Annotated in this window: 13 protein-coding genes; 2 read left to right on the forward strand and 11 right to left on the reverse strand. The window is 50.6% G+C overall.

The features are described from left to right. Positions 1 to 3 precede the first annotated feature (3 nt). The 9 genes from NATSA_RS03935 to ric form a co-directional block, all read right to left on the reverse strand. Complete coding sequence (locus NATSA_RS03935) at positions 4 to 819, reverse strand: YceI family protein (protein ID WP_210510587.1); 816 nt, start codon at positions 817 to 819, stop codon at positions 4 to 6. Between the two features lie 13 nt (positions 820 to 832). Then, the gene (locus NATSA_RS03940) at positions 833 to 1,444 is read right to left on the reverse strand and encodes a YceI family protein (protein WP_210510589.1); all 612 of its coding nucleotides are present in this window, start codon (positions 1,442 to 1,444) and stop codon (positions 833 to 835) included. Between the two features lie 332 nt (positions 1,445 to 1,776). Further along, positions 1,777 to 2,427 (reverse strand): response regulator transcription factor, encoded by a 651-nt coding sequence (locus NATSA_RS03945; RefSeq protein WP_210510591.1) that lies wholly within the window; start codon positions 2,425 to 2,427, stop codon positions 1,777 to 1,779. 25 nt (positions 2,428 to 2,452) lie between these two features. Then, positions 2,453 to 4,060 carry a PAS domain S-box protein gene (locus NATSA_RS03950; protein WP_210510593.1) on the reverse strand — a complete coding sequence of 536 codons (1,608 nt, stop codon included), beginning with the start codon at positions 4,058 to 4,060 and terminating at the stop codon, positions 2,453 to 2,455. Between the two features lie 276 nt (positions 4,061 to 4,336). Next, the gene (locus NATSA_RS03955; protein ID WP_246481662.1) at positions 4,337 to 5,584 is read right to left on the reverse strand and encodes an MFS transporter; all 1,248 of its coding nucleotides are present in this window, start codon (positions 5,582 to 5,584) and stop codon (positions 4,337 to 4,339) included. 84 nt (positions 5,585 to 5,668) lie between these two features. Then, a complete protein-coding gene (locus tag NATSA_RS03960; protein WP_210510595.1) occupies positions 5,669 to 6,256 on the reverse strand; it encodes a class I SAM-dependent methyltransferase in 588 nt (195 codons plus the stop codon). 108 nt (positions 6,257 to 6,364) lie between these two features. Then, entirely contained in the window at positions 6,365 to 6,724 is a 360-nt protein-coding gene (locus NATSA_RS03965; RefSeq protein WP_210510597.1) for a DsrE/DsrF/TusD sulfur relay family protein, read from the reverse strand. 68 nt (positions 6,725 to 6,792) lie between these two features. Then, the gene (locus NATSA_RS03970; RefSeq protein ID WP_210510600.1) at positions 6,793 to 7,449 is read right to left on the reverse strand and encodes an ArsR/SmtB family transcription factor; all 657 of its coding nucleotides are present in this window, start codon (positions 7,447 to 7,449) and stop codon (positions 6,793 to 6,795) included. 157 nt (positions 7,450 to 7,606) lie between these two features. After that, positions 7,607 to 8,323, reverse strand: coding sequence for an iron-sulfur cluster repair di-iron protein (gene ric, locus NATSA_RS03975; protein WP_210510602.1), 717 nt, complete (start codon positions 8,321 to 8,323; stop codon positions 7,607 to 7,609). A gap of 460 nt (positions 8,324 to 8,783) precedes the next feature. Here ric and NATSA_RS03980 point away from each other — a divergent pair, with 460 nt between their 5' ends. Together NATSA_RS03980 and NATSA_RS03985 are read left to right on the forward strand one after the other, a co-directional pair. Continuing rightward, positions 8,784 to 9,104 (forward strand): AraC family ligand binding domain-containing protein, encoded by a 321-nt coding sequence (locus NATSA_RS03980; protein ID WP_210510604.1) that lies wholly within the window; start codon positions 8,784 to 8,786, stop codon positions 9,102 to 9,104. Positions 9,105 to 9,364: 260 nt separating this feature from the next. Next, positions 9,365 to 11,035 (forward strand): S8 family peptidase, encoded by a 1,671-nt coding sequence (locus NATSA_RS03985; RefSeq protein ID WP_210510606.1) that lies wholly within the window; start codon positions 9,365 to 9,367, stop codon positions 11,033 to 11,035. Positions 11,036 to 11,110: 75 nt separating this feature from the next. On the opposite strand, the gene NATSA_RS03990 is transcribed toward NATSA_RS03985, so the two are convergent. Continuing rightward, on the reverse strand, positions 11,111 to 12,019 hold the full coding sequence (locus NATSA_RS03990; protein ID WP_210510608.1) for a phosphodiester glycosidase family protein: 909 nt from the start codon (positions 12,017 to 12,019) through the stop codon (positions 11,111 to 11,113). 107 nt (positions 12,020 to 12,126) lie between these two features. Beyond that, on the reverse strand, positions 12,127 to 14,883 hold the full coding sequence (locus NATSA_RS03995; RefSeq protein WP_210510610.1) for a UPF0182 family membrane protein: 2,757 nt from the start codon (positions 14,881 to 14,883) through the stop codon (positions 12,127 to 12,129). Positions 14,884 to 14,887 lie beyond the last annotated feature (4 nt).

Here is a 14,887-nt window from a genome sequence, read left to right on the forward strand (position 1 = left end):
AAGTCAGTGATTATCCTGCTTTGCCAGAACAATGAGATCGAAAAAGACAGTAAGGTCTTCATGAGCGCGGATCAGTCCACCAAGTGCTGTAGGCGGTTCAATGTCAAAATCATGCATGGAAATCTCTTTGTGCCCTTTTACCCGGTATCTGCCGTCCCCTTCCGAACGCCCCTGTGTAATCAGGGTGATCTTGCGATCGACACCGGCAACATTCAGTGTACCTTCAATGGTGTAAGCCCGGAAATCACCGGCAAAAAGTGAGTCAGGTTTGGACCCGTTCTCTTCGATTGGATCAGCCTTCTCAAAATCAAATGTTATGTATTCGTATTCATCTGATTTCAAAGCCTCATACATGTCACGGTTCATGCGGGACCTGCCGCAGTCGAAACTTTCAATCGGGACTTTCAGATTGACATTCAGCCCGGGCTGATCGCCGGAACCGGCGCTTTCCCCGGAAGCGTGATTGTCCGTCCGTGAACCTTCATTGCTGTTACCGCTTCCGGCATTGCCTGCCAGATGCGCTGGTGTGGCAGCAGATGAGGTTTCGACGTAGGGTCCGCCTCCATCATGAGCCTGTCCGGCAATATCCGGGTCCTTACGCATCGTCCCGTAATTTTCCATGTAGGCCGTACCCTCTATGGACATGGCCACACAGTCAAAACTGTGAACGGAAGAAGACCCTTCAAGCCACAACTTACTGTCTACGTGTGTTTCGAAATAGACCTGTCCGGATACATCTTCAGAAAAGGCGAAGAACAGGAAGCATGCAGACAGTAAAAGTGACCTGGTCCACAGGGTGTGTTCGGACAAGGTACTCATAGGTCCCCGGGGATTATTTTTCCAGAATCAGCTCAAATTCGATGGTCATTTCATCACGTGCGCGTACGGACCCAAGCATGGCTGTAGGAGGTTCGATACCGAAATCAGACATTTTCAGATCTTGCGAACCGCTGATAACTAGTCTGCCGTTTTCCTGTTCAGCGATTTCAACATCATGAACAATTTCGTGTGATGCTCCGGCAGCACTGATATTTCCCTTGACCGTGAGCTTATACCCCGGATTGTCAAGTGAAGCAAGTTCTTCGGCTTCAACCAGATTGTATGTGATCTCGGGATAGTCATCCTCTTTAAGATACTCATGCATGTTTCTGTTCATACGCCGGGAGTCAGCATCAATATCACCAACCGGAATGCTGACAGTGACGCTTTCAAACCAGGAGGCTTCGGCCTCGGACCAGTCTTTACCTTCCGGGTTATTAATCGTTATTTCACCGTTGATGGTCTTCACTTCAGCATCCCAGTCGGTAACATTGGCCGATCCGTAAATGTACATATGTGATTCATCAGAGATGGTGAATGTCTGGGCGGAAGCCTGGGTAAACTGTCCGGCTGCAAAGAAAAACAGCAGGGTGAGAAGATATGGTGTGATTCGGTTTGTAAGCATAAAGAAAAAATTTATAAACAGAGCCTAAGGTAAACTCTGTCAGATTAGACGTTAATATACTTTTTAGTGTTTAAGAAACTTAATTCAAAAAACTTGATAATCGCTTCGAATTTTTTGCCGATTAATGTGTTAAATTCGTGTAGTCAGAGGAGAGCGTTTATTCCGAACTACGAAAAATCATCCGAAACTTCAGCTGATTTCCTTTGACCACGGTAAGGAGTACCGGCAACAAGAAGTCAACTGTAATTTCTTTACTTATTCGTTATCAGGTAATAGGCTATACCCTGAATATGAGGTAGGAAATCTCCTGCGTTGTTTTGTAGTGAAAAATCCTACAACTCTTTCTCATTGACAAAATGCATGGCCTGCTGAAGCAGCGACGCCCTGTCGGGTATATTGAGCTTTTCACTGATCCGCGATTTGTAGGTATCGACGGTTTTCGGGGAGATATTGAGGCGTTTAGCAATTTCTTTGGCCGGTTTCCCGCGGCCGATCAACCGGAATATTTCCAGTTCCCTGTCAGTAAGTCGTTCCAGCGGAGAGGCATTTTTGTTATCTGAAGCGGATGAAATTCCCATTAGCAGTTTCTGGCTTACCGCTTCACTGAGATAGAGTCCGCCATTTGCAATACGGCGTACGGCATCTACAATCTGTTCGCCGGCATGCAATTTCATGATATAACCCTGTGCTCCGGCCCTGACGGCACGTTCGGCAAACAACTCCTCCTCATGCCGGGAAACAACAAGAATGCGCAGGTCAGGATAACCGGAACGCAAATGCCGTATGAGCTCAATGCCATTCATGCCTGGCAGAGAAATATCGACAACGGCGATATCAGGCCTGGTCTCTTCGATCAGTCCGAAGGCCTCTTCAGCTGTGGACACCATGCCTGCAACCTCAAAATCAGGCTCTGTCTGAAGCGTCATCTCCATCCCTTTTTGCATCATGGGGTGGTCCTCAACCAAAACTATTTTATGACCCATATGATTGCCATTGAGTGATGATCGTTCAAGAGGTTTCCGCACCGGCACTGTCCAGACTGTAAGATGATTCCGAAGCCGGAATCTTGCAGACAATACGGGTACCGTTATCAAAGTGCTGAATGTCAAGAGTGGCGCCTATCAGCCGGGCACGAAACTGCATGATATCCAGGCCGGAACCTTTTTTGTCCTGCCAGTTTGGTGAAAAACCCTTGCCGTTATCGGAGATGCCAAGTTCAGCAGCGTGATTGTCTGCATCGAGATCCAGCAGCACACTATCGGCAAGTCCATGCTTCACTGCATTGCTGATGGCTTCCTGGGCTATCCGGAAGAGATGTTCTACAGCGGAGTTGTCGTGAAAAACCGGGGCGTTTTTTTCCTTGAAAGTGCAGGTAACGCCAAACAGTCTTTCGGCATTTTGTGCCAGCCGTTCCAGAGAGGTGACAAGTCCCCGGACTTCAAAGTCAACCGGCAGCAGGCCGCGCGACAGGTTTCTCGCATATTGATCGGCATCTTTGATCAGACGTGTAATTTCTTCGGCCTGTTCCGCGGCTTCCGAATGCTCATTTTTCAGCCTGTTTTTCAGGCTTTGACTCATCAGCCCGATGCCGGTGAGCATCTGTCCCAGTCCGTCGTGAAGATCCTGCCCGATGCGCCTGCGCTCATGGTCACTTGTATTCAGGACTTCCTGTTCCAGGCTCCGCTGTTCCGTTATGTCCCTGACAATCCCGGTGAAGTGCCGTTTGTTGTCGATGTGAAACTCACTGACGGCAAGATAGAGCGGGAATGTGGTACCATCCTTGCGGAGGCCGGTGACTTCACGGCTGCTGCCGATAATTCTTTTTTGTCCGGTTGATGAGTACTGCTCAATATACCGGTCATGTTCCGACCGGAACGGTTCCGGCATGAGCATGCTGACATTTTTACCGATAACCTCATCTTCCCTGTATCCGAAAACTTCCTGTGCCGCCTTGTTAAACAATCCGATATTGCCGTTGGCATCAATAGTTATGATGCCGTCAACAGCGGTGTCCAGAATGGCTTTGGATCGTGATTCGCTCTTTTTCAGCTCCCTGTCCTTGGCATCCCTGGCAAGTTTGCCGGCCAGCATGTTCGCAATTGTTTTCAGAAAATCCTGTTCATGCTGCAGGAAGTTTTTTTTATTGCGGTCATAAACGGCAAGAACGCCGCTTGCACTATCTTCACCCGGTATGCGGGTGCTCATGGATGACCGGAATTCGCGAAAACATTCACGATCGGGCGGATAGTATACTTCGGATTCGGAAAAGTCCGAAACCGCAATCACCCCGGAGCTGTCCATGGTAGTCTGCAGGTGTGGATTCTCGATCCAGTTGGTTGTCTCCAGCTTGTCCATTTCGCAGAAGCCGCAGGCGGAATAGAGCCTTACCTGATTGGATTCCGGAATGCGCTGCAGAACCAGGCATCCGTCCACCTGAAGGACATCCCTGACCAGCCGGCTAAGCATACCGTAAACTCTTTCATCTTCCTCATGACGCAGAAAGAAATCTGAGAGCGTTGCAATGGTATCCTGCTGCCGGGTCAGGAACTCTGACCCGGTAAGAGATTGTCGCGAACGCTGATCCGGTATCTTGAGCTGATTATTGCAGGTCTTCATAAGAGTGATATAACCGGATAATCACGTCATCCGGAAGTATTGATTCAGTAAAAGATGGCAATGACCGGCCGGGTTTCAGTTGCCGGCAAGCCATTACAGATCCGGACTGACGGTAACTGCCGGTCATTGATTGTGCAACAGAAGAAGATATCATTATATCTTTAACATACTTACAACTAACGATGTGTCAGTATAATTATTTATGCCGGATTGTTCTACTGGTAACAAGGAAAAAAATGCAGCTATGCCGATGCCGGTGGTGGCCGGCATAACGTGTCAGTTGCGGCGTTCTGAATGTGACTTTTTCATTCCTGAAAACATCCAAATTGAGGAGGCTATAATAAGCAGTCCGGTGATGAAGATTACAAAATGCAGATCAAACATATCAGCAATAATACCTGAAAAAATGGCTCCGAAGGCGTAACCTCCGTCCCGCCACAAGCGAAAGACGCCAACGCTTTCTGCGCGGTCCTGCGGATGTGTGAGATCGGCAATAGCGGCGAGAAAGGTTGGATAAACCATAGCCGTGCCAGTTCCAAGGAGTGCTGCCACGAGAATGAATGCCGAGTAGCTTTCAAGTACGGAAAAAAGCAGCAAACTGATTCCCTGAACCAGCATTCCGGTCCAAAGCATATGTCTGCGCCCGGTATAATCGGATAATTTGCCGGTAAAAATTTGCAGTATTCCCCAGAACGCAGGGTATACAGCTGCAATGACACCAATCTGACTTATGGATAGTCCGGAAGCCGCCAGAAACATCGGAAAAACGCCCCATGCCATGCCGTCCTTGAAGTTGGTCATCATGCCGGCTTGAGAAACAGCCATCAGACTCCGGTTGCCCCATGTGACTTCCCTGAAAAGGTTTTTCTTCTTTCGGATGCGGCTGTCATTTCCGGACTCGTAAGCGACAAATGGAGCGGTATCACGTACGATGAACAGAGACATGCCGAGTCCCGCCACAGCCAGGGCGATACCAAGGTAAAACGGATATGGTCTCAGGCCGAATTCTGCAGCAATCCATCCCGTCAGGAAGGCAACGGCCGCCACAGCCAGATAGCCGGCAAACTCATTCAGCCCCATGGCAAGACCCCGGTCCTTTTCACCGGCCAGGTCAATTTTCATGATGACATTAGCTGACCACGCCAGTCCCTGATTGATGCCCAGCAGGACATTGGCGGCTACAACCCAGCTCCATTCGGGAGCAAACATCAGCATGAAGGGAACGGGAAGGCCAAACAACCATCCGGTCACCAGCATGTTCTTGCGCCCGAATTTCTGGGCAAAACGACCGGCAAAGTAGTTTGACAGTGCTTTGGTGATTCCGAAGACTACAATAAATGAAAAAATCGCAGATCGGGCGGCAATGCCAAAGTCAGACTCGGCAATTTCAGGCAGAATGGTGCGCTCGAGTCCGACCATGCCACCGACAAAAGCGTTGATCAGAACAAGCAGTGCAAACTGTCTCCAGTTTTTTTTCAGACCCGGTTTGTGGGTATGATCACCGGGTGATGCAGTTGAATGCAAGCGCGGTTTATGAAACGGCAAGGCAGTGCGGGTTAAGTGTAAGAATTTGACCGGGAGCAGGAGTTGACCCGAAAGATGTATGTCTCAAGTTATTCTACCCAATACACCAAAATGATAAGGTTTCAGTACTAAAGGACCTTTGAAAACCCTGAACCCCGACTTTTGAAATTGTGATACGATATACTCCGGGGTTGGACGAATAGATAAATCGGGGCCGCGGGGTGTGGGAATGTCACTGCGCCAATGAATGATGCCGGCAAGTCCACCGGGCTTCAAAATACGCCGGGCCTCACCGAGCAGTTCTTCCGGATGTTCATGATGCATGATATTAAAAAGCATGACATAGTCGGAGACGTTATCGTGTAGTCCTGTGGATTCTGCAATTGCGTCACGTATATGTGTTTTGATGCTATCGGAAAGGTTTGTGCCGGCTGTCTGATGTATTTGTATGCTGTGATCCAGGTGTTGTTTCATTTGAGGATCAATGTCAAACGCATGCAGGGTTCCACTGATGCGCTTTGCGGCGGGTATTGTAAAGGTTCCGAATCCGAAACCGATTTCCACCACATGCCGAAGCTTGTAACTTACCTCCATCTCATCCAGAATTTTGTCAACATCAAAATGAGAAGACCAGTTCTGTTCATCAGGCATGCCGCTGTCTCGTACTTTCATCTGTTTTAAATATTTGGATTTATATCGCCATATGAACCGAAGGTCACGAAGTGAAATATCATGACCGAATGTGATCATGCATCAGTGTATCTGTGACCAGGTTGGGTTTCAAAATGTCATTACCTGATCGCTTTCGGCAATCCAGTTACCCAGTTCAGGCATTGTGCTCAGTTTTGCACCTTTGACAAATTTGTTTTCGGCGATGCCACGAGCCTTGGCACAGGTGCCGCAAACTCCAATTTCTGCACCTTTTGCAACTGAAAGCTTGAGCATTCGCTCGATGTTATAGTATCCTTCCGGCGTGTCCTGTCCCGCAACAGCACAGAGTGCTGCATCTGCCATCAGGAAAAGGCGTACGTGAATGTTCTCTTTGTGATCTTTAGCCAACTGGTTTGCTATACGCATGGCATTGTATGCTTTTTCAGTTCCGTAAGGAGCGTCATTGATAATGATCAGAATATTCTTCATCCGTTTGGCTGATTTTGAAGTTCATAGTGATGGTGTTTATAGTGAAATGCAGGGGATTTTTGCAGATACTATTCAACAGGCAGATCGTAACTCTGCCATTCGGGATAGCCGATATCCATTCGCGCGGCATCAAACCCGTGGTCCCGCAGTATGCGAACTGCATCATCCGACATGGCGCAAAGCGGGCCGCGGCAATAGGCTATGATCTTGCGGTCACGCGGAAGTTTATCAAGATGGTCGTTTAATTCAGCGACCGGAATAGAGGCGGCATCGGCAATATGGCCGGCGTCGAACTCTTGTCTTGGCCGGACATCAAGCAGCAGCGTCTCCCGGTTTCGGATGCGTTCACGAAGCTCTTTTGCATTCACAGGTTCCAGTGCGGATGGCTGTTCGTGCAAATCCTGCATGAGTTGCCGTATCTCGGAATTCAATGTAAAACCAAGGTCGCGAAGTCCCTTCCAGGCACTGAAAACCTGTTTGCCGGCAAGGTAGTAGTAGCTGTACTTTCCTCTCTTTTCCGCACGCACCAGACGGACTTTTTTCAGATTCTGAAGGTGTTGCGATGTGCTGGCTATACTGCTGCCGGTTTGTTCGGATATGTATTCAACAGAAGCGGGACCCTGAGCCAGAAGCTCAAGAATCTCAAGCCGAAGCGGATGTCCCAATGCTTTGGTGAGATCAGCCAGCTCTTCGTATACCTGTTTTTTGAATGACCGGATTTGCATGGTTGTGATTTTTTATTCCAGGTTGACAATGAGCAAGTTAATCATTATCAAACTATCATTCAGCTGAATAATATAATGATTGAATGAATGCAGTGGAATCTCTGCACTTTCCGGTCATAATAAACCGTCAATAATAACCCGTCAAAGCAGGACAGCCTCAGACCAAAGCCTGGGCTTTGCGGAACAGAAGATTTTTTTCAAGATGCACGTGTTTATGAAGATCCTCTTCAAATCCGGCCAGGTTTTTGTAAAGAATTCGGTATTTAGTGCAGGCATCATCGGGAGGAGTAAAGCCATTGCTCGCTTGTCTGATGGAAGCCATGAGGTTGCCGGCACCTTCATGATCTTCATGAAGCAGCTCCAGTCCGTCGTGCAGCTTTTTTACTGTATCTGCATCAATTGCTGCTCCTTTATTGCTCATCTCTTCTATCTTTCGAATTAGTGGAAAGACCTTTTTTTCCTCTTCTTCCAGGTGATCGAGCATGTCCTCGGAGAGCTCCAGGAAATCCTGATAAATGGTTATGTTCCACGGGTGGCGCTGACCATGAACATGGGCCACTTTTTTTGCATAATCTGCTATTTCATATACTTTCTGACGGACAAACCGGTGATGCCTGCTTTCAATGTAATCAATCAGCAAACCCGGGCTCCAGTCCTGAAATTGTTCATCAGATGCTTCCCTTTTTTCCAGTGCATCCAGAAGTTTTCCGGATACCTCCTCAGTTGAGATTCCTTTCCTTTCACATGCTTCCCGGAGTGTGATATCCCCTCCGCAGCAAAAATCAATACCATACTCCCGGAACACGCCGGCGGCATGGTAGTTTGAGCAGACAATGTCACTTACGGTGGTTTGATGCAATTCAGATGTGTTCATTTTTGTAAACGTTTGGATTAATTGTGATTAAGGTGTCAATATTCAAGGGGATGACAATGATGTTGTTGTATATCAGAGCGTACAACCTGCCGGGGTATGTAAGTACGAAACTGGAATTAAGAGTATTGTGTCTTAAATATATTTAATAATGCCTCTGCCCGGCAATTAACGTTATATGTACACTTTCCGGGAGAACGGTTGCGGCGAAGCCGATACCATTCAGCCGGAAGCGAATAAGCTGTGAAGCATCGGATAGTCAGCCATCCGGATCGCGGGGAGTGCCGGGGTCGCGGTCGTGTGGGCGGATCTTGTACGTGCAGGCGTGGTCGCCGTTCGGTATGAAATTTGTCCGCCTGACTTCGGCATCAAAGAGTTTTTCTTGCAACGGTGCAATATTTCATATATTTTTGAGATAAAATAGTCTTAAATACAAAAACTCTGAACACATAGCACAATTATTATGCCAAAAAGATTTGAAGCAGAATTATTCGAACCAAAAAATTTACCTGAGCGCGGTATTCTCAGTGAAACAATTTTTAAAAACGATCATACGGCAATGGTCATGATGCACCTTGCTCCGGGAGAGGAGTTGAACGAGCACACCTCGAAGTTTCCTGTCTGGATTCAGACCATCGATGGCCGGGGTGTTCTGAAAACACCGGATGATGAGCAGGATATGACTCCGGGCAGCTGGATCTATCTCGAACCTTCCGAGGAACATGGCGTGTATCCCGCCGGCGAGACATTCGTCCGTTTTGCGCTCATCATCATGAAAAAATAGCTTCGGTCAGCAGGAAGGGATATGTCTCCGTTCTGGTTGATGATGGCCGGTCTGCTCCATCAGAACAAGTAAAAACAGACCGTTACCCTCAAGGTTTTTAAAAAACAAAGACTGTTTTGCAGGTGTTTATTATCTTGCAGTCAGGCATTTCCGACTTTTTGCCTTGCCGGACGTATAATCAGACAGCAACAGGTGCCTTTCCGTTTTCCGGAGCGCCGGTGTCACATAAATTCGAATATTTTTCTGATAGATTTTGGCCTATGACCATTTTGACAATTTCAATACTTATGCTGCTCGTATTGTGGCAGCCGGCAGAAGCACAAAACGGCGCGGGCGATCATCATCCTGACCGGATTATGATCCTGTTCGAAGCGCAGAGTCCGGTTATTTCAGAAATCGCGCCCGGACCCGAACTTCAGAAGTCGTTTCCTGATGGTATCATCACACTGGAAAGAGCGGCATCCATGCCCGAAACCGAAGCACTGATTCGCGATTACGGACTGGAGTCTATGCGGAAAATGGTCCGCTCTTCGGTGAACCGGAAGGTGAATTCTGACGAACTGCCTGCCCGTGACCGCATGTTTGTTGCGTATATTGCTGAATCACGTGATCTCGACGAGGTGATCCGGCAGCTTCAGCAGCGCAATGACATCATATATGCCGAGCCGGACTTCAAGGGAAAAGGAAGCGGCAAACAGAACTCAAATACAAACGCATTCCCCAACGACCGGTTATTTCACCTGCAGTGGGGGCTGGAAAATTCCGGTCAGGCTATCGATGAAGTGGATGGGGTCGCCGGAATAGACATCAACATCCTTCCGGCATGGGAAATTACGACCGGAAGCAGTGATGTCACGCTGGCTGTTCTCGATTCCGGTCAGCCCGATTCTGTCCCGGATTTCGGCAACCGCGTTGTGCCGGGATATAATTTTGTCAGTAACAGCACAAATACGGCAGATGATCACGGCCACGGAACCAGCGTGGCGAGTATCGCCCTTGCAACCGGCGATAACGACGGCGTGATGGCCGGGGTGGACTGGAACGCCTCCATCATGCCCGTGAAAATCCTGGATGAAAACAATGAGGGTTCTTATTCCTGGTGGATTGACGGTATTTACTGGGCGATGGATAACGGCGCCGATGTTCTGAATATGAGCGTGGGAGGAAGCAGCGAGAGCAACTTGCTGCGACAGGCAGTGGAAGATGCATTATCAGAGAGTGTCCATGTCATCGCCTGCATGATGAATGAAGACAACGATGTTACCTTTTATCCGGCCGGGTACGACGGAGTGGTGTCGGTCGGTGCGATTAATAGCCGGGGAGAGCGTGCCAGCCCGTTCAGCTGGGGCGGCGGCAGTAATTATGGAGATCATATCGATCTTGTAGCCCCCGGGGATATGATTGTTTCCTTATCGAGCCAGGATCCCGAAAGTGGAACGTACTGGTCGGGAACATCCCAGGCTGCCCCGATGGTGGCCGGTGTGGTTTCCATGATGCTTTCTCTGGATCCCGGTTTGTCACCGCAGGAAGTTAAAGATCTGCTGACGGAGCAAGCCGATGGTGACGGGACCTGGGACCGGTATTACGGATGGGGCCGGCTTGATGCCCATGAAGTCATCAGGGCGGTGTATAATCCTACGGGAACCGAAGTTGCAACGGACAAGCCGGAGGATTTTTTGTTGGAGCAAAACTACCCCAATCCGTTCAATCCTTCAACAGAAATCGGATTCCGCCTTCCGGAGGCCGCAGATGTACGGCTCGAGGTTTTCGACATTCTGGGACGGCGGGTGGCATTGCTGGTCGATGAACAGATGGCGGCGGGACGGCATCAGGTTACTTTCGACGGGACGAACCTGTCCAGCGGCACCTATATTTACAGGCTGACAACCGGGGATATGATGCGGTCGCGCACGATGGTTCTTTTGAAATAAGGAAATTTTACTGATAGAAACCGGGGCAGACGGCAGCCTGAACAGCAGGTGAATCAATAGCGGCATAAAGGCCATCTATTTCACATAGATCACGGTCTTGATCTCACGCTCTCCTTCATGGTCAAACTCCTGATTGTCAGTGGGGTGATTGACCACTCCTTTCGCAGCGGTCCACATGGTAGTTGACCCGCCCCCGTCGAGGTTGATGCCGTCCATACATCCGAGATCCAGCATGAAACGGGCGAGTTCGTTGAGGGTAAGCCCTTCGGCCTCGCCATCGTGGCGTCCGTCTGCGGCAATCAGAAGGGTGTGTCCGCCATAGGTGCGGCAGATGGCGGTCCGGGGATGTCTGACGGCTGAATGGCGGTCTTCGATATGGGTCGTGTAGGACTCGTCATAGACAACGGGATAGACCGATCCGCCGGTAACCAGCATGTGTCCGCCCGCCATGGCATGATCTACTTCAGGCCACTCGTCGTCCCAGTCATCGCCGTTCCTGGTGCGGAAAACAGGCATCCCGTCCTCATCCAGACCCACAGCCGAACTGCCGACAAAATGGAGCTCGTCGGGTTCGTCATCAAAAAAAGGCAGCAGTTCACCGTCGATTTTGAGTATTCCGGAATTGGCATAGTCCGGTCCGCCGTGTCCGAAACCGGAATTGATGGCAGCAATGGCCCCGAGGCGCTCCCCGTATCGTGACACCGGTTTGCGAAGGTCATCGAACAGGTAGCCGGACGAGAATCCAAGGCCGATGTCACCGGCATCCGGGGTCACTGAAACGACATGGATAAACTGGGGCGCATCGAACAGCGAATCATAGTGGCGTTGAATCAGCTCCACTCCGTCATCCAGTTGGGTGAGTGTCCAGGATTCCGGCTCCGGAAACGAACTGAGCACCGAGTCGCTGTCATTGCCGCATCCGGACAGCAGCGCTGCCGGCATCAGCCAGATAAATATGTATGCGGGCAGCTTTTTGATATTCATCCCGGGTAAGACATGTGATTCTGACATAGAAGTATCAGTGATTTAGTGAGATCAGATCTGAAAATGAAAAAAGGTCTGATAATGAAAAAACTTCTGATGCGGAATAATCAGGGTTCGAGCAGGTTGTCCAGTTCATCCATAAGCTCGCCGTACTGGCGCCAGTCGCCGTCACTGATGGCCTGGCGCATTTCCTGCCAGAGCGACCGGATTCGCTGCAGTTCATCCGGATCAACAGCAACGCCCGGTTCTGCGCCCGGCCGGTCCTCAACCGGAAGCGGCTCTTCCATTTCGGCCAGCAGCTCCTCATCATCCGGTATCGCTTCAGGAGCAACTTCCGGCTCAAGAAAATCGGCATCTTCGCCGAACAGATCGACCATCGCCGTTTCGATGGTTGGTTGCATGGATATGTCGTCACCGACCGCCACGATCACGCGCTGAAGCTGCGGGATGTCGTCACGGTCAGCCAGCAGGAATACCGGCTCGACATACATAAAGGAGTTGGCGACGGGCACGACCAGCAGGTTGCCGCGAATGACCCTGGACCCGCGCTGGTCCCACAGCGCCAGCTGCCGTGAAATTTCCGGATCCTGATCGATGCGTGATTCGATCTGGGACGGCCCGAAAATGAGGCGGTCTTTGGGCAGACGGTATGTGATCAGCTCACCGTAATGTTCGGGATCGGATCGCGCCGCCATCCAGGCGATCATGTTGTTGCGGCCTTCGGGCGTGAACGGACTGATAAGCTTGAACTCCAGCTCTTCGGTTTCTTCACCGGGAAGCCGGCCAAGCACATAGTAGGGCTCCATGACTGTCCGTTGTCCGGCGTACTGTTCAAAGGGTCGCCGCCAGCGGTCTTCGTCATTATAGAAAACGCGCGGATTGGTCATGTGATAGCGCGTGTACTGCTGCATCTGCACCTCGAAAAGGTTGACAGGGTAGCGGAAATGTTCTTCCAGACCTTCGGGAACCTGGTCTGCCGGCTGGAATATATCCGGGAAGATATTCTGATAGACGGCCATCACCGGATCGGTTTCATCCACAACATAAAAATCCACCGAGCCCTCATACGCATCCACTACAATTTTGACCGGGTTGCGCATATAGTTGATATCTCCCTGAGGTTCGGAGTAAGGGAATTTTGAGGATGTGGTATAGGCGTCCTGAATCCAGACCAGCCGTCCGTCATGAACGACCAGATAGGGGTCCTCATCGAGCTGGAGGAACGGAGCGATGCGTTCAATGCGGTCCTGCACCCCGCGCCAGATCTGCAGTCGGCTTTCGGGTGTAATGTAGTCGGACAGCAGGATGTTGATGTCCCCGAGCTCCCAGGCGAACAGCAGCCGGTGGAACCAGCTCCGGAACGGGATGCCTCCGCTGCCGGAATAATGATGATAGACATTGCCGTCGCCGGCAGGATAATGCAGCTCTTCGGTGCCGGTGTTCACAATGTGATATCCAACGCTCTGCTTGCCATAGTAGATAGCCGCATTGTCGATGGGAATGTCGGGATGGGTGACTGGAGGGAGGTCACGGGCCAGCATAAGGGGCTCGCCCTGGCGGTTGGAACGGTTGACCGGACTCATGGCAACGCCGTATCCGTGCGTGTACTGCAGGTGGCGGTTTACCCAGGTGTTGGATCCGTCCGGCAGACGCGGAGACAGTTCACGGCCGGCCAGCATGACCTGCTGTTTCTCACCGTCGATGCGATAACGGTCGATGCCGATGGTATTGAACTGGTAGTACGGACGGATCTCCTGAAGCTGCCGGTAGGTCTGGATGAGCAGCCGGGGATCCCAGAGCCGGATGTTTTCGATTATTTCCTGATTCTCCCGGATATCGCCTGCCTTCAGCGTATCATCTGCTGAATAATCGATCTCCCGTACGTTATCCAGACCGTAAGCAAGCCGGGTCATTTCAATATTATGCTCGATGTAAGGGCGTTCTACCTCAAGTTCGTTGGGGTCGACGCGGAACTGCTGCACGGCCGCAGGCAGTATCAGCCGGCCGAAAAGAAGTGACAGAACAACCAGCACGGCCACACCGGCGAGCACCTTGTTCATCCGCACCCATCGGCTGGCAATGAGCAGCGCCGCCAGAAGAATGGTCAGTATGGATGCAATCCACAATGCGGGAAGTTCAATGGCCACATGCGTGTAGCCGGCTCCGAAAACCACCCCGTCCTCACGGAAAAGCAGTTCGTAGCGGGAAAGAAAGAATCCGAAGCCGAGAAAGAGCAGCCAGATCGCACCGTTGATTTTGATCTGCATCAGCGCCGACGGGTCGGCCCGGAGTCCCTCGTTGGGCCGGGCACTGATCATATCGGTGGCAAAGTAAATCACGGCCAGCAGAAATGTCACAAAAAAGGCCAGCGCGGTGATCGATCCCTGAATGGTGGAAATCAGCGGCAGCTGAAACATGTAGAAGCTGATTTCGCGGCCGAAAACGGGATCAACAGCGCCGAATGGCTGGGCGTAGAAGAACCGCAGGGCGTCATCCCACCGCAGCATGATCGCCAGGGCAAAAATAAAGGCGATGATCAGTGATCCGGCGGTGAATGCGCGGCGCAGCCATTTGTACTGGCGGTCTGCGGGAATGGCAATGTTGAGGCTGCCGATGATGGTGGTGACCAGCCGGGAGTTTTGAAGCTGCCGGGCCAGAAACCGGAAATTGATCATCAGATAAATTCCGGAGAGCAGAAACGCCCCCAGAAACATCATTACCTGTGTGGATTTAAGCACGCGGAAAATATCGGCGTAGCCCAGCTCGCGCAGCCAGACCCACTCCATAATCCAGCTGGAGAAGATCATCAGCAGAATCAGCGGAATGATAATAATAAGAGCGATGCGCAGTATGCGTAATGTCATGGTA

Origin of the sequence: Natronogracilivirga saccharolytica, assembly GCF_017921895.1 — a bacterium.
Lineage (GTDB): Bacteria > Bacteroidota > Rhodothermia > Balneolales > Natronogracilivirgulaceae > Natronogracilivirga > Natronogracilivirga saccharolytica.